General features: G+C 42.7%; 26 protein-coding genes. 15 read left to right on the top strand and 11 right to left on the bottom strand.

Features of this window, described 5'->3' with window-relative positions; translation table 11 throughout:
• Positions 1–41 precede the first annotated feature (41 nt).
• A complete protein-coding gene (locus AC2CGA_RS02170; protein ID WP_003154023.1) occupies positions 42–662 on the top strand; it encodes a lytic polysaccharide monooxygenase auxiliary activity family 9 protein in 621 nt (206 codons plus the stop codon).
• A gap of 160 nt (positions 663–822) precedes the next feature.
• Here AC2CGA_RS02170 and AC2CGA_RS02165 read toward each other — a convergent pair whose 3' ends face one another.
• From AC2CGA_RS02165 to AC2CGA_RS02150, 4 genes are all read right to left on the bottom strand, one after another.
• Positions 823–921, bottom strand: coding sequence for a YjcZ family sporulation protein (locus AC2CGA_RS02165; RefSeq protein ID WP_003154022.1), 99 nt, complete (start codon positions 919–921; stop codon positions 823–825).
• Positions 922–1,707: 786 nt separating this feature from the next.
• On the bottom strand, positions 1,708–2,244 hold the full coding sequence (locus AC2CGA_RS02160; protein ID WP_069448758.1) for a stress protein: 537 nt from the start codon (positions 2,242–2,244) through the stop codon (positions 1,708–1,710).
• A 285-nt stretch (positions 2,245–2,529) separates the two neighbouring features.
• Positions 2,530–2,682 carry a hypothetical protein gene (locus AC2CGA_RS02155; RefSeq protein ID WP_015388185.1) on the bottom strand — a complete coding sequence of 51 codons (153 nt, stop codon included), beginning with the start codon at positions 2,680–2,682 and terminating at the stop codon, positions 2,530–2,532.
• A gap of 168 nt (positions 2,683–2,850) precedes the next feature.
• Complete coding sequence (locus AC2CGA_RS02150; protein ID WP_024085349.1) at positions 2,851–5,268, bottom strand: peptidase G2 autoproteolytic cleavage domain-containing protein; 2,418 nt, start codon at positions 5,266–5,268, stop codon at positions 2,851–2,853.
• A 379-nt stretch (positions 5,269–5,647) separates the two neighbouring features.
• Here AC2CGA_RS02150 and AC2CGA_RS02145 point away from each other — a divergent pair, with 379 nt between their 5' ends.
• From AC2CGA_RS02145 to AC2CGA_RS02130, 4 genes are all read left to right on the top strand, one after another.
• Positions 5,648–6,082 carry a dUTP diphosphatase gene (locus tag AC2CGA_RS02145; RefSeq protein ID WP_349686174.1) on the top strand — a complete coding sequence of 145 codons (435 nt, stop codon included), beginning with the start codon at positions 5,648–5,650 and terminating at the stop codon, positions 6,080–6,082.
• A gap of 275 nt (positions 6,083–6,357) precedes the next feature.
• Complete coding sequence (locus AC2CGA_RS02140; RefSeq protein WP_349686175.1) at positions 6,358–7,179, top strand: poly-gamma-glutamate hydrolase family protein; 822 nt, start codon at positions 6,358–6,360, stop codon at positions 7,177–7,179.
• A 108-nt stretch (positions 7,180–7,287) separates the two neighbouring features.
• The gene (locus AC2CGA_RS02135) at positions 7,288–7,437 is read left to right on the top strand and encodes a hypothetical protein (protein ID WP_003154013.1); all 150 of its coding nucleotides are present in this window, start codon (positions 7,288–7,290) and stop codon (positions 7,435–7,437) included.
• Complete coding sequence (locus tag AC2CGA_RS02130; RefSeq protein ID WP_003154011.1) at positions 7,424–8,254, top strand: prohibitin family protein; 831 nt, start codon at positions 7,424–7,426, stop codon at positions 8,252–8,254. The genes AC2CGA_RS02135 and AC2CGA_RS02130 overlap by 14 nt, the downstream gene beginning before the upstream one ends.
• 27 nt (positions 8,255–8,281) lie before the next feature.
• Here the strand turns inward: AC2CGA_RS02130 and AC2CGA_RS02125 are convergent, their stop codons facing one another.
• Positions 8,282–8,731 carry a YndM family protein gene (locus AC2CGA_RS02125; protein ID WP_484480112.1) on the bottom strand — a complete coding sequence of 150 codons (450 nt, stop codon included), beginning with the start codon at positions 8,729–8,731 and terminating at the stop codon, positions 8,282–8,284.
• 141 nt (positions 8,732–8,872) lie between these two features.
• Between AC2CGA_RS02125 and AC2CGA_RS02120 the strand changes: the two genes are divergently transcribed.
• Positions 8,873–9,301 carry a hypothetical protein gene (locus AC2CGA_RS02120; protein ID WP_003154006.1) on the top strand — a complete coding sequence of 143 codons (429 nt, stop codon included), beginning with the start codon at positions 8,873–8,875 and terminating at the stop codon, positions 9,299–9,301.
• Positions 9,302–9,640: 339 nt separating this feature from the next.
• Here the strand turns inward: AC2CGA_RS02120 and lexA are convergent, their stop codons facing one another.
• Positions 9,641–10,261: a transcriptional repressor LexA gene (gene lexA, locus AC2CGA_RS02115; protein WP_003154004.1), complete on the bottom strand. Its 621-nt coding sequence runs from the start codon at positions 10,259–10,261 to the stop codon at positions 9,641–9,643.
• 156 nt (positions 10,262–10,417) lie between these two features.
• Here lexA and yneA point away from each other — a divergent pair, with 156 nt between their 5' ends.
• From yneA to AC2CGA_RS02085, 6 genes are all read left to right on the top strand, one after another.
• On the top strand, positions 10,418–10,729 hold the full coding sequence (gene yneA, locus AC2CGA_RS02110; protein ID WP_003154001.1) for a cell division suppressor protein YneA: 312 nt from the start codon (positions 10,418–10,420) through the stop codon (positions 10,727–10,729).
• A 15-nt stretch (positions 10,730–10,744) separates the two neighbouring features.
• On the top strand, positions 10,745–11,395 hold the full coding sequence (locus AC2CGA_RS02105; RefSeq protein WP_003153998.1) for a YneB family resolvase-like protein: 651 nt from the start codon (positions 10,745–10,747) through the stop codon (positions 11,393–11,395).
• A 68-nt stretch (positions 11,396–11,463) separates the two neighbouring features.
• A complete protein-coding gene (locus AC2CGA_RS02100; RefSeq protein WP_003153997.1) occupies positions 11,464–11,697 on the top strand; it encodes a DUF896 domain-containing protein in 234 nt (77 codons plus the stop codon).
• Between the two features lie 166 nt (positions 11,698–11,863).
• Positions 11,864–13,867 (top strand): transketolase, encoded by a 2,004-nt coding sequence (gene tkt, locus AC2CGA_RS02095; protein WP_003153996.1) that lies wholly within the window; start codon positions 11,864–11,866, stop codon positions 13,865–13,867.
• A gap of 151 nt (positions 13,868–14,018) precedes the next feature.
• Positions 14,019–14,465 carry a sporulation inhibitor of replication protein SirA gene (sirA, locus tag AC2CGA_RS02090; RefSeq protein WP_003153995.1) on the top strand — a complete coding sequence of 149 codons (447 nt, stop codon included), beginning with the start codon at positions 14,019–14,021 and terminating at the stop codon, positions 14,463–14,465.
• Between the two features lie 85 nt (positions 14,466–14,550).
• A complete protein-coding gene (locus AC2CGA_RS02085; RefSeq protein ID WP_003153994.1) occupies positions 14,551–14,769 on the top strand; it encodes a YneF family protein in 219 nt (72 codons plus the stop codon).
• A gap of 73 nt (positions 14,770–14,842) precedes the next feature.
• Here the strand turns inward: AC2CGA_RS02085 and AC2CGA_RS02080 are convergent, their stop codons facing one another.
• Complete coding sequence (locus AC2CGA_RS02080; RefSeq protein ID WP_012117647.1) at positions 14,843–15,016, bottom strand: aspartyl-phosphate phosphatase Spo0E family protein; 174 nt, start codon at positions 15,014–15,016, stop codon at positions 14,843–14,845.
• 201 nt (positions 15,017–15,217) lie between these two features.
• Here AC2CGA_RS02080 and AC2CGA_RS02075 point away from each other — a divergent pair, with 201 nt between their 5' ends.
• The 3 genes from AC2CGA_RS02075 to AC2CGA_RS02065 all read left to right on the top strand — a co-directional run bounded on the left by AC2CGA_RS02075 (position 15,218) and on the right by AC2CGA_RS02065 (position 16,943).
• On the top strand, positions 15,218–15,925 hold the full coding sequence (locus AC2CGA_RS02075; RefSeq protein WP_088037157.1) for a cytochrome c biogenesis protein CcdA: 708 nt from the start codon (positions 15,218–15,220) through the stop codon (positions 15,923–15,925).
• An 84-nt stretch (positions 15,926–16,009) separates the two neighbouring features.
• Complete coding sequence (locus AC2CGA_RS02070) at positions 16,010–16,372, top strand: response regulator (protein WP_007410327.1); 363 nt, start codon at positions 16,010–16,012, stop codon at positions 16,370–16,372.
• Between the two features lie 79 nt (positions 16,373–16,451).
• A complete protein-coding gene (locus AC2CGA_RS02065) occupies positions 16,452–16,943 on the top strand; it encodes a CcdC family protein (protein WP_088005392.1) in 492 nt (163 codons plus the stop codon).
• 27 nt (positions 16,944–16,970) lie between these two features.
• Here the strand turns inward: AC2CGA_RS02065 and AC2CGA_RS02060 are convergent, their stop codons facing one another.
• The 4 genes from AC2CGA_RS02060 to sspO all read right to left on the bottom strand — a co-directional run bounded on the left by AC2CGA_RS02060 (position 16,971) and on the right by sspO (position 18,421).
• Positions 16,971–17,399, bottom strand: coding sequence for a DUF2621 domain-containing protein (locus AC2CGA_RS02060; RefSeq protein ID WP_003153987.1), 429 nt, complete (start codon positions 17,397–17,399; stop codon positions 16,971–16,973).
• Between the two features lie 233 nt (positions 17,400–17,632).
• Positions 17,633–18,004: an Hsp20/alpha crystallin family protein gene (locus AC2CGA_RS02055; RefSeq protein ID WP_003153985.1), complete on the bottom strand. Its 372-nt coding sequence runs from the start codon at positions 18,002–18,004 to the stop codon at positions 17,633–17,635.
• Positions 18,005–18,098: 94 nt separating this feature from the next.
• Positions 18,099–18,245 carry a small acid-soluble spore protein P gene (locus AC2CGA_RS02050; RefSeq protein WP_003153984.1) on the bottom strand — a complete coding sequence of 49 codons (147 nt, stop codon included), beginning with the start codon at positions 18,243–18,245 and terminating at the stop codon, positions 18,099–18,101.
• 29 nt (positions 18,246–18,274) lie between these two features.
• Positions 18,275–18,421: an acid-soluble spore protein SspO gene (gene sspO, locus AC2CGA_RS02045; protein WP_003153982.1), complete on the bottom strand. Its 147-nt coding sequence runs from the start codon at positions 18,419–18,421 to the stop codon at positions 18,275–18,277.
• Positions 18,422–18,465: the final 44 nt, after the last annotated feature.

Below are 18,465 nucleotides of genomic sequence, written 5' to 3'. Positions count from 1 at the left end.
GAAAGGGATTTTATTAACAAAAAAGGGAGGATGATGCAGTAATGAAGGGTTTGGTCAAAGCTGCAGTTTTAACTGTTACTCTTGGGATTGGAGGCGCTTTCTATTCAAGTGATGCATCTGCGCACGGGTATATAAAAGAGCCCGTCAGCAGAGCGTACATGGGAGCTTTAGAGAAACAAACATTGGGCTGGACGGCCGCTGCGCAGAAATATGGCTCCGTCATTGATAATCCTCAGTCTGTAGAAGGGCCGAAAGGATTTCCGGCTGCAGGTCCGCCGGATGGAAGAATTGCGTCTGCAAATGGGGGATCGGGACAAATTGACTTCGGTTTAGACAAGCAGACTGCAGATTATTGGGTAAAACAAAACATCCGCGGCGGTTTTAACACCTTTACTTGGTACTACACGGCTCCTCATGCGACATCAAAGTGGCACTATTATATCACCAAGAAAAACTGGAATCCGAATAAACCTTTGTCAAGAGATGAATTCGAATTAATCGGAACGGTAAACCACGACGGTTCCAAGGCAGATACGAATCTGACTCATAAGATTTTTGTGCCGACTGATCGAAGCGGGTATCATGTCATTTTGGGGGTATGGGACGTTGCGGATACTTCCAATGCCTTCTATAACGTCATCGATGTAAACCTTACACAATAATCTATGAATTACTGATCGGCTGCATGTTCATCGGCCGATCTTTTTAGTTTTAATGTGTGAATGAAAAGGGGAAAAACAGCAGAGCGCCATAAACATTTCATTTATGGCGCCGTACGATCATGGAGGTGCTGCTGACATGGATGCGGAGGTAAGAGGATTCTTAATAACCGCCGAGGAAAGAAGCCCCAACGATGATTAATAAAATGAATAGCACCACGATTAACGCAAAGGAGCTACCATAACCACCTGAGAATCCCATATAATCTCACCTCCTAAAGAGGATTAATACATACTATGCCGAAATGAAAAGTTTGATAGGGATGCTAGTTTACTTTTTGAAAAAAGGTTTTTTAGTCTATATTTCCTTTACATGGCCATCCGTTAAAATGAGTAAAAGGAGGAATCGTACTGCTTCCTGTAATAGAAACGGATAGGCTCATACATTGAGAAGTTGCGAAGAGGGTGCGCAGTTGGCTTGTTTTTTTAAAAATGAAAATGTAACACGCTATTAGGATTGGAACCTTTTGATTCAACGGAACAGGCTGAAGAAATGATTGGTTGGTTTCAAGAGCAGCAGCATGAAAAAAGTGGATGTGATGAGGAATAGAGAAAAAAGATGCGAAAGGCATAATCGGAACCATGTATCAAAACGGACTGCCTGGTGATATACGCGTATACTCCATTCCGAATGGGAACGTAACGATCTAAACAGAAGAACTTCAAGTGTTCTGCGGTAAATAAAAAAAGCCGATGAAGGCTTAAAATTGATTAGACGCTGTAAAGCATTCTTTTTGCTGCGCTTTCTGCAGACGGAGTTTGATTGTAAGAAACGATTCCGATCATCACTAACAAGATAATGAAAACCAATATGCTCCACAACACTATTTTTAAAGACTTTGACATGGCATACCCTCACTTTGAAAGACTTTACCGGGGCTGCGATCGGAGCCCGCACTTCAAGTATAGTCGTTATAACGGTGAAAAATGTACAGTATCTCGTTATCAAAATAAAAACTTGCGGGCGCTGCCGCAAGTTTTCTCTGAATTAAGGTCTGTGGAATTCAATATGCTGATTATCACGATCGAACCATCCTCTGAATGCCCAATTGATCCAGCCCCCGTCTCCTTTGTTATCAAAGGAACCGTCTTCGAAGACCCAGATTCCGTAAGTAATGCCGTCATAAACGGCTGATCCGTAAAATTGAACGCCGTTAAAGCGGTCTTCATATTCTTGATTTAAATTGAACACCATGACGTTGTACTTCTGTCCTGATGCGTAAAATGTTGTTTCCATGACATTTTTTACCCAGCCGGTTCGGTTTTGATCTGACTTAACCGCTTCAGCAATGCGATCTGAAATTCCGAGAACATCTACGTTTACGTTCAGCCCGGCATCAACACCTGCTGCTTTTACGTTTTGGCCTGCTGTTTGGGATAATTTACTTTCTAACGGATTTGCAACGGGTGAAACGTGAGGCGCATTCGGGTGTTCAGACTGACTGGCTGCTGAGGCACTGGCTGTGAAAGGAATTGTTAGAGATAAAGCTAAGCATGATCCGACTATTGTTCTGGCGATTTTCATGTCTATGACCTCCTGAGGAAATTTTTAAAAATTGTTGCAAATTCATGGTATCGCAGAAAAATTGACCAAGCAAAGAGCAGATTTTCTCAAAAGTCATGTCATTCTATTTATGTTGTTTTCTGTAAATGAAATACTTTTAATCAGGCGAAAAGGGAAGAAAATAATAGAGTCTTTTTATGTATTGTGATAGGATGACCGGATTTTGGGTGAAAATAGCCCGGAGAAACGTCATAATAAGAAAAACACCCGGGATTTACCGGGTGTAAAAAGTGTTGATATGTCAAGTCAGCAGCATTTTTTGCATTTTCTTTTATAAACAACGATGTAATCATAATCAAGATGCTTTTTATCTTGTTTCTTCTTTTTCTTCTTTTGTTTAGGCTGCTTTGGCTGGTGATCATAATGTCCGTTCATATCCATACCCATATCCATACTCATACTCATATTCCTCCTTTTTTCATCTGACGGTAGTATTCTATGACAGAAAGCATGGATGGCTTGGACAAATGAAACGGTATGCTGAAAAAGAGGCATCTCATTCGGTATAAAAAACAGAATCATACCCGCCCGATAGAAAAGAGAGAAGATGATCCTGATATTGAGATCCTATTTGATAACCGCAATTGCAATGCCGTACCCTTTTTCAGCGCTGTATAAGGCCGTCAGTTTCAATACCTTCCAGCCTTCCGCGGCTTTAGTCCCGATTCCGTTATGAGCCGTGATATAATCTCCCGGGCTGACCGTACTGTCGACCCGTACGTAATGCCGGCCGTTGAGTCCGACAATATGCCATTCGTCTCTGGCCGCGCGTGCTTCATAGTCAGCTTCAAGAGCCGGACTGCAGTCCGGGTTTTGTTTCGGTACGCGTACCGTTTCTCCTGTTTCTTCGTCAGTCACATTTTCGTATATGAAACCGCCGAACTCATTTGTCAAAAAGCGGCTTTGCCATCCGAAGCTTGCGGCTCCTGAGATAAAAGCGGCTGTTTCTGAAATGACGCCGAGCATGTAATCTCCGACGTGAGCCGGTTCAATTTTTTCGCCTTTCACTGTGACGATCGTCCCGGCGGGAATCGTCTGGCCGGTTACACTTTCAAAATATTCTCCGTACCCTGACAGGGAAGAGGTGACAGCTCCGGCGAACGTACCGTGGCCGCCCGCTGAATCCAGTTTCCATTTGATGGACTGATGCCCTCCGGCAACCGTGTATGGTTCTTCCAATGTAATGCTTTCTGATGACAGAATCGTTCTGGAGACTTTGCCGCCCGTAATATGGACATTGTTTGAAGCGGCGATAAATGCCCTTGAACCTTCGGAACTTGAACCTCCGGAAGAGCTGATGATCGCATTTCTGTCACCTCTGGCCGTAATATCGCCTGTTCCCGCAATAACGGCGCTTGTCGGGTTGAATGCAAAACCGGAGCTGGTCGCGAGCTGTGCGCCTCCCTTTAAATTGACGGGGATCTGCTCATAAGTCTGTCCTTTTATAGATGCGGCCGCGCTGTAACCTTCAGCTTGCACCCCGAGAATGACAGCCTGACTGTTAGGGGACGTAATTCCGACGGAACCGCCGTCTCCGATCATCGTACCGTTCATAATATTTACGTTATATTGGCCTCCGCCGATTGAGATGCCTTTAGGAGAAGACTTGTATATATCAAAATTTAAAATTTTAACATGATCGGTTTTATTAGATCCGCCGGATATATTGATGTCAACCCCGGCTTGTGTAAAGCCGCGTATTTTAATGCCGTTGATCGTAATATTTTGACTGCGGTATTGAAGAGCCACGACTGGGTTCCCGCCATAGTCGTATGATGGATCACCAATAGCTGTGAATCCGTTTACATTGACGTTTTTATAGGCAGAGATGACCAGCGCCCTCGGGGTCACACCGTCATAGAGGGCATTGAATACCGGTTCAATCGCGGTGCAATCGGTTAAAGTAACATCATAAGCCGTCGTGCTTTCGGGGTCTGAGGCCTGATGATGGCCGATATGACGAATATCAAATGAACGTACATCACGATACGAAACATGACCGATAATATGAACATTTTGAGAAGCCGGCCACAGGCTGTGCGCCTTTACCTCAATCCCGCGGATATTTCCGCTCGTATAGTTATTTAAAAGCCACACATGTTTAGAGCCGTCGTCAATTTCAATGCCGTTCGAGTTTGCGCTGCCCTCAGCATGCTCTGTGCCGCGGGGGTTTCCGGAATGGCAGTTGGAAATGAAAATATATTCGCTGTAATGGGTGGTAATGCCGTCGTCTCCGGCGCCGTATGCCACACAGTTATCAATCCATATATAACGGCAGCCGTCTTTCGTCCATTCTGTTTCAGGCAAATGATCGTAAGTCGGAGATGTAATATCTATACCATGCAGACCCGCGTTAACCGTTTCAACATTCTTAATCCAGCCGTATTGCACATTAGCAAACGTTAAACAGCTGGAACACTGTCCTCCGGGGTTCCTGACTCCGCATTGACGGTCAGGATTCCAGTCTAAAGTCATGTTCTGGACAAAAATATTACGGTTTCCATTTTCGTAATCATCGTTAGTAATGACCCATTCGTATGCGGGAGTGTCCTCATGAAGCTTAAGCACGGTAATCCCTTGTCCCTCACCGGAAATAGTAGTCCATGAGGGGAGTTTTATCCCTTGAACCAAAAATTCTCCTGCGGGAACATTTACTTTGACCCGGCCGTTCCCGATCGCTTTCCGAAAGGCTTCTGTATTGTCCCGGCCGTCAGGGACCGCTCCGTAATCCTCCACATTCACTTCCCGGGTGATTTTATTCATAAGCATTTCGTATTCTGTATCAAGCCGTTCTTTTAAAAGTGAGGTGACCATTCCTTCCGCCGTCACCCGGGCATCTGCGATCTCAAGATTATCATCCGTTGCGGAATGCTTAATAAAATTCTGCATCCTTGCTTTGAGATGCTCCAATTCAGAGGGCTGTGCAGGGCGAGACTGCAATGGGGCGTTTAAAGACGGATCAGGAAAGTTTTTAAATTGAACCATTCTAAAGACACCTCTTTCTTTTGATATAAGCGCCTGAGGCAGGTGACAGAAAAGAATCGCGCGCCCTTTAAGCGCTTATTCTTCAAATTCTTTATTCAGAACGAAATTCCTTTTGAAACCGAGGCGAAATTTTAAAAAAGCTCTGTTGAAAGAACGGACATATAGCTTTGCATTATTGTAATTGAAACTGTCATGTGAAAATGGAGGGAAAAACTGATAGGAGGGGTCCTCATTTTAGGTTTATTCTCATTGTCTTCGCCGTGCTTCCTCTTCGGCTGCATATACACCAAAATCAGCATTCTTATCAGTTAAATGGTATAATGGGGCACGGATTGGTCATCAATACGACTGAAATAGGGAAGCAAAAGGAGCAGCGAACATGACTTTACAAATCAGAATTAAATATTCAGATGATACGCAAACGAGAATCAGTAAAATTGAACAGGGCGATTGGATTGACCTGCGGGCAGCTGAACATATAACAATCAAAAAAGATGAATTCAAACTTATCCCGCTTGGAGTTGCGATGGAACTGCCGGAAGGATACGAGGCCCATGTCGTTCCGCGTTCAAGTACATATAAGCATTTCGGGATCATTCAGACAAATTCAATGGGAGTCATTGATGAATCTTATAAAGGCGACAATGACTTCTGGTTTTTTCCTGCATTCGCGCTTCGGGATACCGACATTTCCAAGGGGGAGCGGATCTGCCAATTCAGAATCATGAAGAAAATGCCTGAAGTGGAGCTGATCGAAGTAGACAAGCTCGGGAACAATGACCGCGGCGGACTGGGATCAACAGGCACGAAATAAAACGAAAAAAAGACTGCTTAACAGCAGTCTTTTTTTATGGATACAGCAGTTACATTCAAATTTTTTCGGGGATTCTTGAATTGGGAAATCAAACAAAACTAAGGAGAAGGGTTTCATTTTTATCATTTAAGCTTTCCGTCTCTTTGAACAGAAAGACTTTTTTAGGTTAAAGGATAGAGGTTGTTTTGATGTTTTTATTCTTCAAGATGAACGGAGGTTTTGTCCAACGTATATAATATTGTGACAAAAGTGTAAACAAAAGAAAGGATGATGTTATGGAAAAAAGGGTTAGAAGAGTAGACCGTAAAGCAGCCGGCAAAGAGGCAGAGCAGAAGAAACCGTCCAAAGTCACCCTGTTCTGCCGTTCGCTTCAAAGGCTGAAGCATTTGTATTGTAACATAAACATACAAATGCCATCAATAACCAAAAAAGGAATTTCAATTTTAATTTTACCGTTTTTGCTTCTGCCGTTCTTTCGGGCTGATGCCGCTTCAGATCTTTACGGCAGTTTCGAGGAATTAAAGCTGAATGAAGATCCTTCCGATTTTTCCATTTCAACGCGGGAGCATGACCCTTCTGTCCTCATATTAGCTATACACGGCGGAGGCATAGAGCCGGGGACCAGTGAGTTAGCCAGAGAAATTGCCGAAAACCGGAGTTTATATTTATTTGAAGGGTTAAAATCAGCCGGTAATGCAGCTCTGCATTTGACAAGTTCGCATTTCGATGAAACCAAGGCCGTGCAAATGGTGAAAGGGCACTCTAATGTCATTTCATTGCACGGTTACGGCAGTGATGATAAAAAGATAAAAATCGGCGGTACAGACAGAGAACGGGCCGAACTCTTGACCGATGTGCTGAAACGGCACGGGTATCCTGCCGTTCTTCTTGGCACAAATGATAAATACGCAGGCGTCAGTCCGAACAACCTTGCCAATCAATCTTCATCCGGATTGAGTATTCAAATCGAAATGAGCACCGGCTTCAGAAAATCACTATTTGACACCTTTACGCTGAAAAGCAGAGCATCCGCACAAAACGGGACCTTTTACCAATTTACAAAAACGATTTCTGATTTTATCAGTGACAATTATTAATAAGCACGCTTATTTTGTCGGCGGGGCTTTTTCTTTTGAAATTTATGAAACTTTAAGTTCTTAAGATCGTATACATAATTGACAGGATGAAAGAAAAGAGGTGGGCAAATGAAAGTGATGATCGGGTCTATCATTCTTCTTGTCATCATCGGATTCGGTTTATGGCTGATGCTTAGTCCAATCTTTAAACAAGTGGGAAGCGGAGCCAAAAAATTAAAAAAGTCATGGGAGGAAGAAGATCAGCATGAGCGAAAATAAGCGCGGAAACACAAAAAAAATTCTCGGCGGTGTGATTATAGGTGCAGCCCTTTTAATTGCGGGCGTCACAGCGTCACTATTCATTGAAAAAATACCGAACGGTTATGTCGGGGTTGTATACTCACCGAATGGCGGGGTAAAATCCGACACATTGGACCAAGGCTGGCACTTAGTCGGATTATTTAATAAAGTAACGGAATATCCGGTGCGTATGCAGACAGTGAATAATGAAAATATAAAAGTGGCAACCTCTGACGGTAAAAATATAGAAATGGATATCGCTTACAACTATGTCGTGCAGCCTGATAAAGTAGTCGATCTGTTTAACAAATTCGGGGCGGTAGACGTTGAAACGATTGAAAATACATATTTAAAAACAAGGCTGTGGGATGCGGCGCGAAAATCAATCAGCAAATACTCGGTTATTGACACATACGGGCAAAAATCTGCTGAAGCCGCTGCCGATGTTCAAAAGAGATTTGCTGATGATATGAAGAGTCTCGGATTTTTAATTGATGATCTGACGCTTGGCGTACCGAAGCCGGATAAAGCCACACAGGAAGCCATCGATGCAAGGGTGAAGTCTTCACAGGAACTTGAACGGACACAAACTGAAATTAAAATAGCCGAAGCCGAAGCGAAAAAGAAAAAAATTGAAGCGGAAGGGATCGCTGACTATAACGAAATCATTAAGAAATCAATGTCCGATGAAATGATCAAATATAAATGGATTGAAAAATGGGACGGAAAAACGCCGAAAGCGACAGGCACAGACTCACTGCTGCAGCTGCCGCTTGACGATCAGAAGCAAAAGTAAAAAGAGGAGGAGGCGATTGCCTCCTTTTTATGTTTTTTCCTGAGGGTCTTTTTCCGACACTAATTCTTCAGACGCCTCGGTTTGATAGCTCCATAGCGTGCTATCCGTCTCTGTTGTGTCCTTATAATCTTCGGGAAGTACATATTGCTGCAAATACCGGTGAAAAAATGCCTCAAAAACAGAAATGCAAAGTGCAGAGATAACCGCTGCCGCGGCAGGAGAGACATTAAACCCGCCAATGTTCATCAGGAATATCCATAATATAATGAATGAAATTCCGAAATCAGCTGCAACGGCTGTGAAATTGCTTGTTCTCGGCAGAATCATGCAATCACCCGCAAAATAAGTGATTAAACTTAAGATCACTGTAATAAACAGAACGTTTAAAAAGGTTACTTGGTACATAAGATCCAGAACAATGTACAGTAAAGCAAGTGTGAGCGCCGTTTTAGAAGCGAAAGCAATTACGTGTTTCATTTGAACCACCTTCGTTATTTCGTTTAGTCTTCATTGTAAGCAATCCGCAAATTTTTAAACTGGTATATAGTGGTTATAAAGTAAAATGTGAATAGACATCACAGGATTCACAAGTTAAAATATGTAAAAAGGGGGATGCAAATGAAAAAATACTGGATATGTATTGCTGTTTTTTTATTATGTTTTAGCGGAATACACTCAGCTAAAGCGGCTACCACTGAATTCGGATCAAAAACAAGCTTCACTTTGGAGGGAAACGCAAAAGAGTTTCATATTGAAAATCCGGGTGCTGTAGCTGCCGACGATTACTTTTTAGGCTATAAGTTCACCATAATGAACAACTCTTCGTGCGGTTTAAGCATGAAACTCCAGCGGATGGCGCTGAACGGAAATTTTTATACATTAAGTTCTAAAAACTACAGCGGCAGCTGGTTAAACCTCAGTGCCCAGGATAAAAAATCAATTGATCCGTATCACAAATACAGGATTCTGGTTGAAAGTTCTTCAAACGTCTGTGGTCCCGTCTATATTAAAGGGTTCTACGGTGTAGAATATTATCATTTTGATTGAAAATAGATACTCGCTAAAGGCAGCGGGTTTTTTTATATTTATATTTAACTTATTACACTATGTACTAAATATTCATACATAAATTTTTGACGTGCCCGCCCAAAGAAAAGATAAAAAAGCAAATTCATCACGCACAAATATATAAAAAGTTGAAAAATGGATGAAAAGTTTCTTGAGGGAAACATTATTAGTTGACTTCAAAAGTGTGATGTCGGATAATAAGAATGTAAGTTTTTCCTCCTTAGCAGGTTCGTTTCTTAAGCCAGGGCGAATCTGCTTTTTTTATGCAAAAAAACCCCTTACAGAGGGGTTTTTTACGATAAATGAAGTTTAATAGAATTAATGGACGGCTCTGAATACGCCGATCACTTTCCCCAAAATGCTTACGTTTTGCAGGATAATCGGCTCCATCGTCGGATTTTCCGGCTGCAGCCGCACATAATTGTCTTCTTTATAGAAGCGCTTGACCGTCGCTTCATCATCTTCGGTCATAGCTACGACGATTTCTCCGTTATTGGCCGTGTTCTGCTGTTTGACAATGACGTAATCTTTGTCAAAAATGCCGGCGTCAATCATACTTTCTCCCATGATTTCTAACATAAAGACATGTTCGCCCGGAGGAACCATCCGGTCAGGAAGCGGAAAATACTCGTCGATATTTTCAACAGCCGTAATCGGAATACCCGCCGTCACTTTCCCGATGACCGGAACGTTTACGACCTGGCTTTTCGGAATATGGACTTCTTCTTCATCCAATACCTCAATCGCCCTCGGTTTCGTAGGGTCCCGTCTGATCAGGCCTTTTGTCTCCAGCCGCGCCAAATGGCCGTGCACGGTTGAACTGGAAGCCAGTCCTACTGCTTCTCCTATCTCTCTTACAGAAGGCGGATATCCTTTCGTTTTTACCTCTTCTTTAATAAAACGCAGGATATCAAGCTGCCTTTTTGATAGCTTCGTCATATTTCGCACCTCAAAACGTCGATTTTAAGTAGATTATAGCATGATTTTCCTGACAGTACAAACATAGGTTCGAAAAAAACGATTGACAGAAACATTTGTTCGTATATACTGAAAGATATAAAAAGCGAACAAACATTCTTATCGGAGGTTGTTTACATGGCGAAAGAATCTATCATATTTGTCGGGCTGTTTACTGCGATTTTAAGTGCCGCTATTTTACTTGTTTCATGTGCGGGAAATGATCAGTCCCTCAGCCAATATGTTAAAATAAAGGTTCAGGACGGCGATACACTCTGGTCACTTGCGGATCATGTAGCAGAAAAGAAACACATTAATAAAGAAGATTTCATTGAGTGGGTGACGGAGAATAATCATCTCCAGACTGCTGATATAAAGCCCGGAGACGAACTTATTCTACCGGTTAAGAAGAAGCATCCGGCCGTATATCAGCTGGCCATTGTCAATTAGAGAGGAAAGAGAGAAATGAAGGCGCTCATTTATGCCCGCGTAAGCACAAACAAAGAACAGCAGCAAACGTCATTAAAAAGACAGGAAGAGGAGCTCAGTGAGATCGCTGCTGCAAACGGCATGGAAGTCGTGAAAGTCATTTCTGAGAAAGCCAGCGGTTACGAAATGGACCGCGACGGAGTATTTGAAATGCTTGATGAAATTAAAAAATCACATATTGACGCGATATTGGTGCAGGACGAAACGAGATTGGGAAGAGGAAACGCCAAGATTGCGCTTTTGCATTGTATTTACAGGGAGAACGTTAAAATATATACGACGGCTCATAAAGGTGAACTGGAGCTTTCCGAAGCTGATTCGATGGTACTTGAAATCGTCAGTATTGTTGAGGAATATCAAAGGAAAATTCACAATATGAAAATCCGGCGGGGAATGAAAAGAGCCGTGAAAAACGGCTACAAGCCTGAACGGAATCTGAAAAACAGACATGAAAACAGCGGAAAAGAAAAAAAAGAGGTTCCGGTTTCGGAAATTATCAGGCTGAGAGCCAACAAGCTTACCTTTGCAGAAATCGCAGCGACCTTAAGAGGATTCGGGTATGACGTGTCCAAAGCCACGGTTCACCGGCGGTTTCAGGAATATACCGCAGACACAGAAGGCAGCTGACGCGCATCAGTTGTAAAAAAGACTGCGTTTTAGTAGTATATAATCAACACGCACCAAAGGAGCTTATTATGATTTCTAAAGAAAAAATCGCAAGAATTAACGAATTGGCTCAAAAAGCTAAATCAAACACAATAACGGATGAGGAAAAAGCTGAACAGCAAAAGCTTCGCCAGGAGTATTTGAAAGGATTCCGCTCCTCAATGAAAAATACGTTAAAGAGCGTAAAAGTGATTGATCCGGAAGGCAACGATGTCACCCCTGAAAAATTAAAAAGAGAACAACAGAAAAATAATCTTCACTAAACAGAAAGAATACGGCAATACGTATTCTTTTTTCGTATATACTAATATCAGGATGTGCTTTACGACAATTTTCAACAAGTTTATCTCAAATTTAAGCTGAAAGAGTTGAGAAAAAGTCAGCATCGCTTTATGATGAAAAGGTACAACAATAAGGAAGGGGATTATAATGGATACAATTGAAAAGAAATCAGTTGCCACCATTCGTACACTATCTATAGACGCAATTGAAAAAGCGAATTCCGGACACCCGGGCATGCCGATGGGAGCCGCTCCGATGGCATACACGCTGTGGACGAAATTTATGAATGTAAATCCGCAGAATCCGGGCTGGTTTAACCGCGACCGCTTTGTTTTATCAGCAGGCCACGGTTCAATGCTTTTATACAGCATGCTGCATTTAAGCGGATATGACCTCAGCATTGAAGACTTGAAACAGTTCCGTCAATGGGGAAGCAAAACACCGGGACATCCGGAGTTCGGGCATACAGCCGGAGTAGACGCAACGACCGGGCCGCTTGGACAGGGGATTGCAATGGCAGTGGGAATGGCAATTGCAGAACGCCATCTGGCTGAGACATATAACCGTGATTCATTCAATGTAGTTGATCATTATACATACAGTATTTGCGGAGACGGCGATTTAATGGAAGGCATTTCTTCCGAAGCCGCTTCTCTTGCAGGCCATCTTGAATTAGGCCGCCTGATCGTATTATACGATTCTAATGACATTTCCTTAGACGGCGATTTAGACCGTTCTTTCTCTGAAAATGTAAAGCAGCGTTTTGAAGCAATGAACTGGGAAGTTCTTTATGTTGAGGACGGAAACAACATCGCTGAATTGACGGCTGCAATTGAAAAAGCGCGCCAGAATGATAAAAAACCGACTTTGATTGAAGTGAAAACCACGATCGGTTTCGGTTCTCCAAACCGTGCGGGCACATCCGGCGTTCACGGCGCTCCGTTAGGACTAGAAGAGAGCAAGCTGACAAAAGAAGCGTATGCTTGGACGTTTGAAGAAGATTTTTATGTTCCGGAAGAAGTATACGGGCATTTCAATCAAGCTGTAAAAGAAGCCGGCTCGAAAAAAGAACAGGAATGGAATGAACTGTTCGCGGCTTATAAAGAAAAATATCCTGAGCTTGCTGAACAGCTGTCACTCGGCATGAAAGGCGAGCTTCCTAAAGACTGGGATCAGGAAGTTCCCGTTTATGAAAAAGGCAGCAGCCTTGCTTCCCGCGCATCTTCAGGTGAGGTACTGAACGGGATCGCCAAGAAAATTCCTTTCTTTGTCGGGGGATCTGCTGACCTTGCGGGTTCAAATAAAACGACAATCAAAAATGGAGGAGACTTCACGGCCAAAGACTACGCCGGGAAAAACTTCTGGTTCGGTGTCCGTGAATTTGCGATGGGCGCTGCATTAAACGGAATGGCGCTTCACGGCGGCCTCCGCGTATTCGGCGGCACATTCTTTGTATTCTCTGATTATTTAAGACCTGCCATTCGTCTGGCATCATTGATGGGACTCCCTGTCACTTATGTATTCACGCATGACAGTATTGCCGTAGGAGAAGACGGGCCGACTCACGAACCGATTGAGCAGCTTGCTTCTTTACGCGCACTTCCTAACCTTTCTGTGATCAGACCTGCTGACGGAAATGAAACCGCAGCTGCATGGAAGGTTGCCGTTCAAAGCCAAGATCATCCGACAGCTCTTGTATTGACACGCCAAAACCTGCCGACGATTGATCAGCAGGCTGAAGAAGCGTATGCGGGCGTGGAAAAAGGGGCTTATACCGTTTCCAAAGCAAAAACCGATTCACCGGACGCCCTTCTTTTAGCGACAGGCTCTGAAGTCGGACTTGCGATCGAAGCTCAAGCGAAACTGGCTGAAGAAAACATTCACGTATCTGTAGTCAGCATGCCGAGCTGGGACCGCTTTGAAAAACAATCGGCTGAGTACAAAAACAGCGTGCTTCCTCCGAATGTGACGAAACGTCTTGCGATCGAAATGGGTTCAAGCTTCGGATGGGGCAAATTTACCGGTCTTGAAGGAGACGTTCTCGCAATTGACCGTTTCGGTGCTTCAGCTCCGGGAGAAACAATTATGAAAGAATACGGGTTTACTGCAGAAAACGTAGTTGACCGCGTGAAAAAACTTCTAAACAAATAACGAGACAAAAGAGGATGAGTCAAATCATCCTCTTTTTCCTGTTTATGCGACAAAAATAGAAGGGGCGGCGTAACAGTAATAGACAATTCTTTCTTTTCTCCTTTTGTATAATAGAAAGCAATAACGAAGCGCTGTAAAAGGGGATGAGGAAATGGAACGTCATTACTATACGCACCTGATAAAGGATGAGTTTGCGAACCACTACTTCGGGCGGGAAACGGCTATGTTTGAGTTGTTTCGAGACTATCATTGGACAGATCTGACACCCCAGGAATATCAAATGACAGAAAAGCAAGTTCAATATATAACGGAACCGATTCCGGTGATACATATGCATCAGCGGCTCCAGCTGCATTTAAACCGAATGAGTTACAGCCGTTTGGATTCCATTTACCGGCTTACACTGCCCGGAGAAAAGGGCCGCGCCACCTTCATGATGAAAGACAGTTTAATTGAGATTGCGGCTTCGGGAGATTATGAGGCGGAAACGATTTTCTTTGAGATTCTGCGTAAAATCAGCCCCTGTTTTCTTGCAATGGATTTCAAGACACGGCGCTACGGGTGGTTAAATCCGGTCAGGGAAAGAAATTTTGTCTAAAAACGAGGAAAAAGAGATGTAAATGTTGTATAATAGCCTTTGGTTTAGTACACTTTAAACTAGACAACATGAAGGAGGAAATAAAATGACTTTATGGGTTGGCATCCTAGTGGGCGTTGTCGCATTGCTCATAGGTGTTGCACTCGGGTTTTTTATTGCTCGTAAATATATGATGAGCTATTTGAAAAAGAATCCGCCTATTAATGAACAAATGTTACGCATGATGATGATGCAAATGGGAATGAAACCTTCTCAAAAGAAAATTAATCAAATGATGAAAGCCATGAATAATCAAGCGAAATAATACGTACAGATTATGATATAGAGATACATGGTTATAAAAATAAAAAACCCGGAGAGGGTTTTTTATTTTGGCGTCATGTTTCACCCCAACTGCCGGTGTGCAGTTCTTTTTGGTATTGTATGAGAAGGTGGTCAAGCTCCTGGCTGAGTTCTATCGTAATGTTTGATGTCATTCCGTTTGTCATGACGATTTTAAGCAGCTCTGCCCGTTTTTTTTCAATTTCATTTAATAGATGCTCTCTAATCACAGGGATATATCCTTTCATACATAAATCTTTCACCTGAGTCGCTATTATTATATCCACATTTATACTGTTTTTCAAATAAGAAGGAGTATAATATCTCGATGTCAAATTAAATTATATAAGCTTTTTCTATAAAAAGTAATCCTTCTCGGGAAAGTGTTAAAAAAATGAAATGATTTTGTCATAACTCGAAGGGAGTGTGTCATCGTGAGTTTTAATTACTTTCTGACGTTTGGGGCCGGATTTCTGTCTTTCATTTCTCCATGCTGTCTGCCGTTGTACCCCGCCTTTTTATCTTACATAACTGGTGTCAGTATGGACGAGGTGAAAACAGAAAAGGTGATGCTGCAAAAGCGTGGCCTCGTGCATACACTTTGTTTTTTGCTTGGCTTCTCCGTGATTTTTATCGCATTGGGATATGGAACTTCGTTTATCGGCAGTTTTTTTACCCAATATCATGAAGCGATCCGCCAGTTTGGCGCTATCATGCTGATCCTTTTCGGGCTGATTACTGCCGGTGTGTTTCAGCCGAAATTCATGATGAAAGAGCGGCGCATTCACTTTAAGCGCCGTCCGGAGGGGTTTATCGGTTCGGTTCTGATCGGTCTTGCGTTTGCAGCCGGCTGGTCGCCGTGCAGCGGGCCTATTTTAGGAGCTGTGTTTTCGCTGGCAAATACAAATCCTTCTTCAGCAGTGCCGTATATGTTTTTATATGTTCTCGGTTTTGCGATTCCTTTTCTTATTCTTTCATTTTTTATTACCAGAATGAATTGGATTCGCAAGCATCAGCTGCTTATCATGAAAATCGGCGGCATTCTTATGATTCTGATCGGAGTTATGCTGTTTTTTAACTGGATGAGCTACATTCTGATCGTTCTGTCAAATCTTTTCGGAGGATTTACGGGTCTGTAACGGATTAATAACTTTTGAACTATTATATACCCTTTCGTTTTTGGTACAATAAGACTAGTTAATGTTAAATATGTGGAGGGGAATATGACACGAGTTTTAGTTGTAGATGACGCCAAGTTCATGAGGGTGAAAATCAGAGAGATTCTGGAATCGGCGAATTACACAGTGGCCGGGGAAGCGGCTGACGGGGAGGAAGCCCTGGCAGTATATCAAAAAATCCGTCCCGACCTGGTGACAATGGATATTACCATGCCGGTCAAAAACGGTATACAGGCGCTGCAGGATATTTTAGCTTTTGACCCGAAAGCCCGGATCATCATGTGCACCGCCATGCGGCAGCAGCGGATCGTTCTGGAAGCGATTGAATTAGGCGCTAAAGACTTTATCGTTAAACCGTTTGAAGCATCTAAAGTGCTGGAGGCCGTAGGCCGGGTAACGGGAACGTAAACGTGTTCTCTTTTCAAATTGGTTTTTTTTATGTTTTTGGAGTATAGTATATAGTATCAAACTCCGTGCAAGCAAAGGAATGATAAAGATGATGATTATAATTTCATCCGTTATTGCAGCGGCCATGGCCATTTCCGTGATGATCGTCAGGATTAAAGCCTCCGACAAGCCCGCTTCACCTAAAAAAATAATTCTCCCGCCGATTTTCATGAGTACGGGAGCGCTTATGTTCCTTTTTCCGATTTTCAGAGTGACGGGCGAAGAATTTTTGGAGGCCATTACGCTGGGCGTGATCTTCTCTATTTTTCTGATTAAAACATCTAAATTTGAGATTAAAAATAATGAAATCTATTTAAAACGGTCAAAAGCGTTTGTGTTTATCCTGATTGGTTTGCTGGTTATCAGAATCGCTATGAAATCCATTTTGAGCACGACGATTGATTACGGAGCTTTAAGCGGAATGTTTTGGATTCTGGCTTTCGGAATGATTGTCCCGTGGCGCATCGCGATGTTTATGTCTTACCGCAAACTTTCGAATGAACTGAAGACCGCTGATATTCAGATGAATTAAAACCTTTCCGTCCGCCGGAAAGGTTTTTTATTTGAGCAGGGCCTGATAAGGAGTAAGATCAATCTGTTTTTCGCGGAGATGCTTTTTTAAAAATTGATGATCACGCTTAGGAGTGGCCAGTATGTAACCCCTGATGATTAAATCACGGTTTATTTGTTCAGCTTCCTCCGCTAAGGAAAGTTCACCGATTTTTCCGGCGATTTTCGCTTTGGCTACATCCCGAAAGAGCTCCGGCACGGGAGCGACCAATTCATCCAAAAACGCCTTGTCACCCGCATTCCATAAGTGCCTGCTTTTTTCAATATAATAGTCCTGCCAATCCAGTTCTGACCGGCCGTCTTCTTTCGGTAAGCGTTTTAAAAATTTTCGAAACATAAAAAATCCGCCGATAGACAGCAATCCGATCATCACGATGACCCAAAATAAAATAAACCACATAAACCAGCCTTCTAGCATTGTTCTATCTCCTCCTTACTTTAACCATATTGTAAACGAAGACAGAATAGAAGAACACATGAAAAAAAGAATAGAAAAAATGATAGATGTCCAGTCAATTCGGTTGCTAGAACATATTCTATCGTATAGTGATTCTGCTATTTGGCCATGGGAGATTCACTTTGAGGGTATATGACTGATATGACCGGACAAAAAAGCCGCTTCCATTGAGGGATGAAAGCGGCTTTTTTATGTTATAGAGGAAATTGAAAGGAAAATGAGGCAGGAGTCTCATTAGGCTCCTTGTTCATGGAGACGGTCAGAATATGGTTGGTGAAATCAGTGAAAATATGTTTGTCATTCAGATAAAAAGGAAGCACCATTTGTTTGTTTAATGTCCGTTCAAGCGTTTTAACAGAGAGCATAAACTCATTTCCCGAAAGAGTGACGGTGATCGCCTGCACCTGCTTCAGGGCCGTCAGGTCGGCTTCAATGATATATTGACGGCTTGTTTCATATAGATCGATCGGCAGCGTCTCGTCATACCAAGCATACGGGTCCTCGTAAAACTGCCGCAGCCATTCTTCCGTATCATCAAATTCTTCAGCGTTTTTTGAGTGATTCATGGAAGCATTCCTCCATATTAAAAAGCCTTGCTATAACGTATGCAGAAGCTTTAAATGGGTGAATGGCACAAAAAAACAGACACCGGGGTCTGTTTTACATATCGTGGCTTGTATTATGTTTTTGTCTTGTATGGTTGCGGTTTTTCACTTTTTTGCTTCCGCTCAGCGGTTCCGGCTGGCCGGGGTTATGGCCCTTCGGAGCATTTTTATGCATATCTTTACTCGTATTTTTATTTGTCATGTTAAAGCCTCCTTTTTAAGGTGTTCCGGCTATTGGTTTGTTTTTCTTTTTTTATTGTTCTGCCGTTCTTCTTCCGTCAGGACGAGCTGGTCATTTTCTATATAACCCGCGCCTTTGCCTTGGCTTTTCGCATCATTCATGCCGTTAATTACATGATTGGCTTTCCGTTTTACCATGATCATCACCTCAACATTAATATGGCTCTTTACAGCCCGTTGTA

Source organism: Bacillus sp. SYZHCR11 (assembly GCF_057196865.1).
This window is presented reverse-complemented; position numbering and strand designations above follow the sequence as displayed.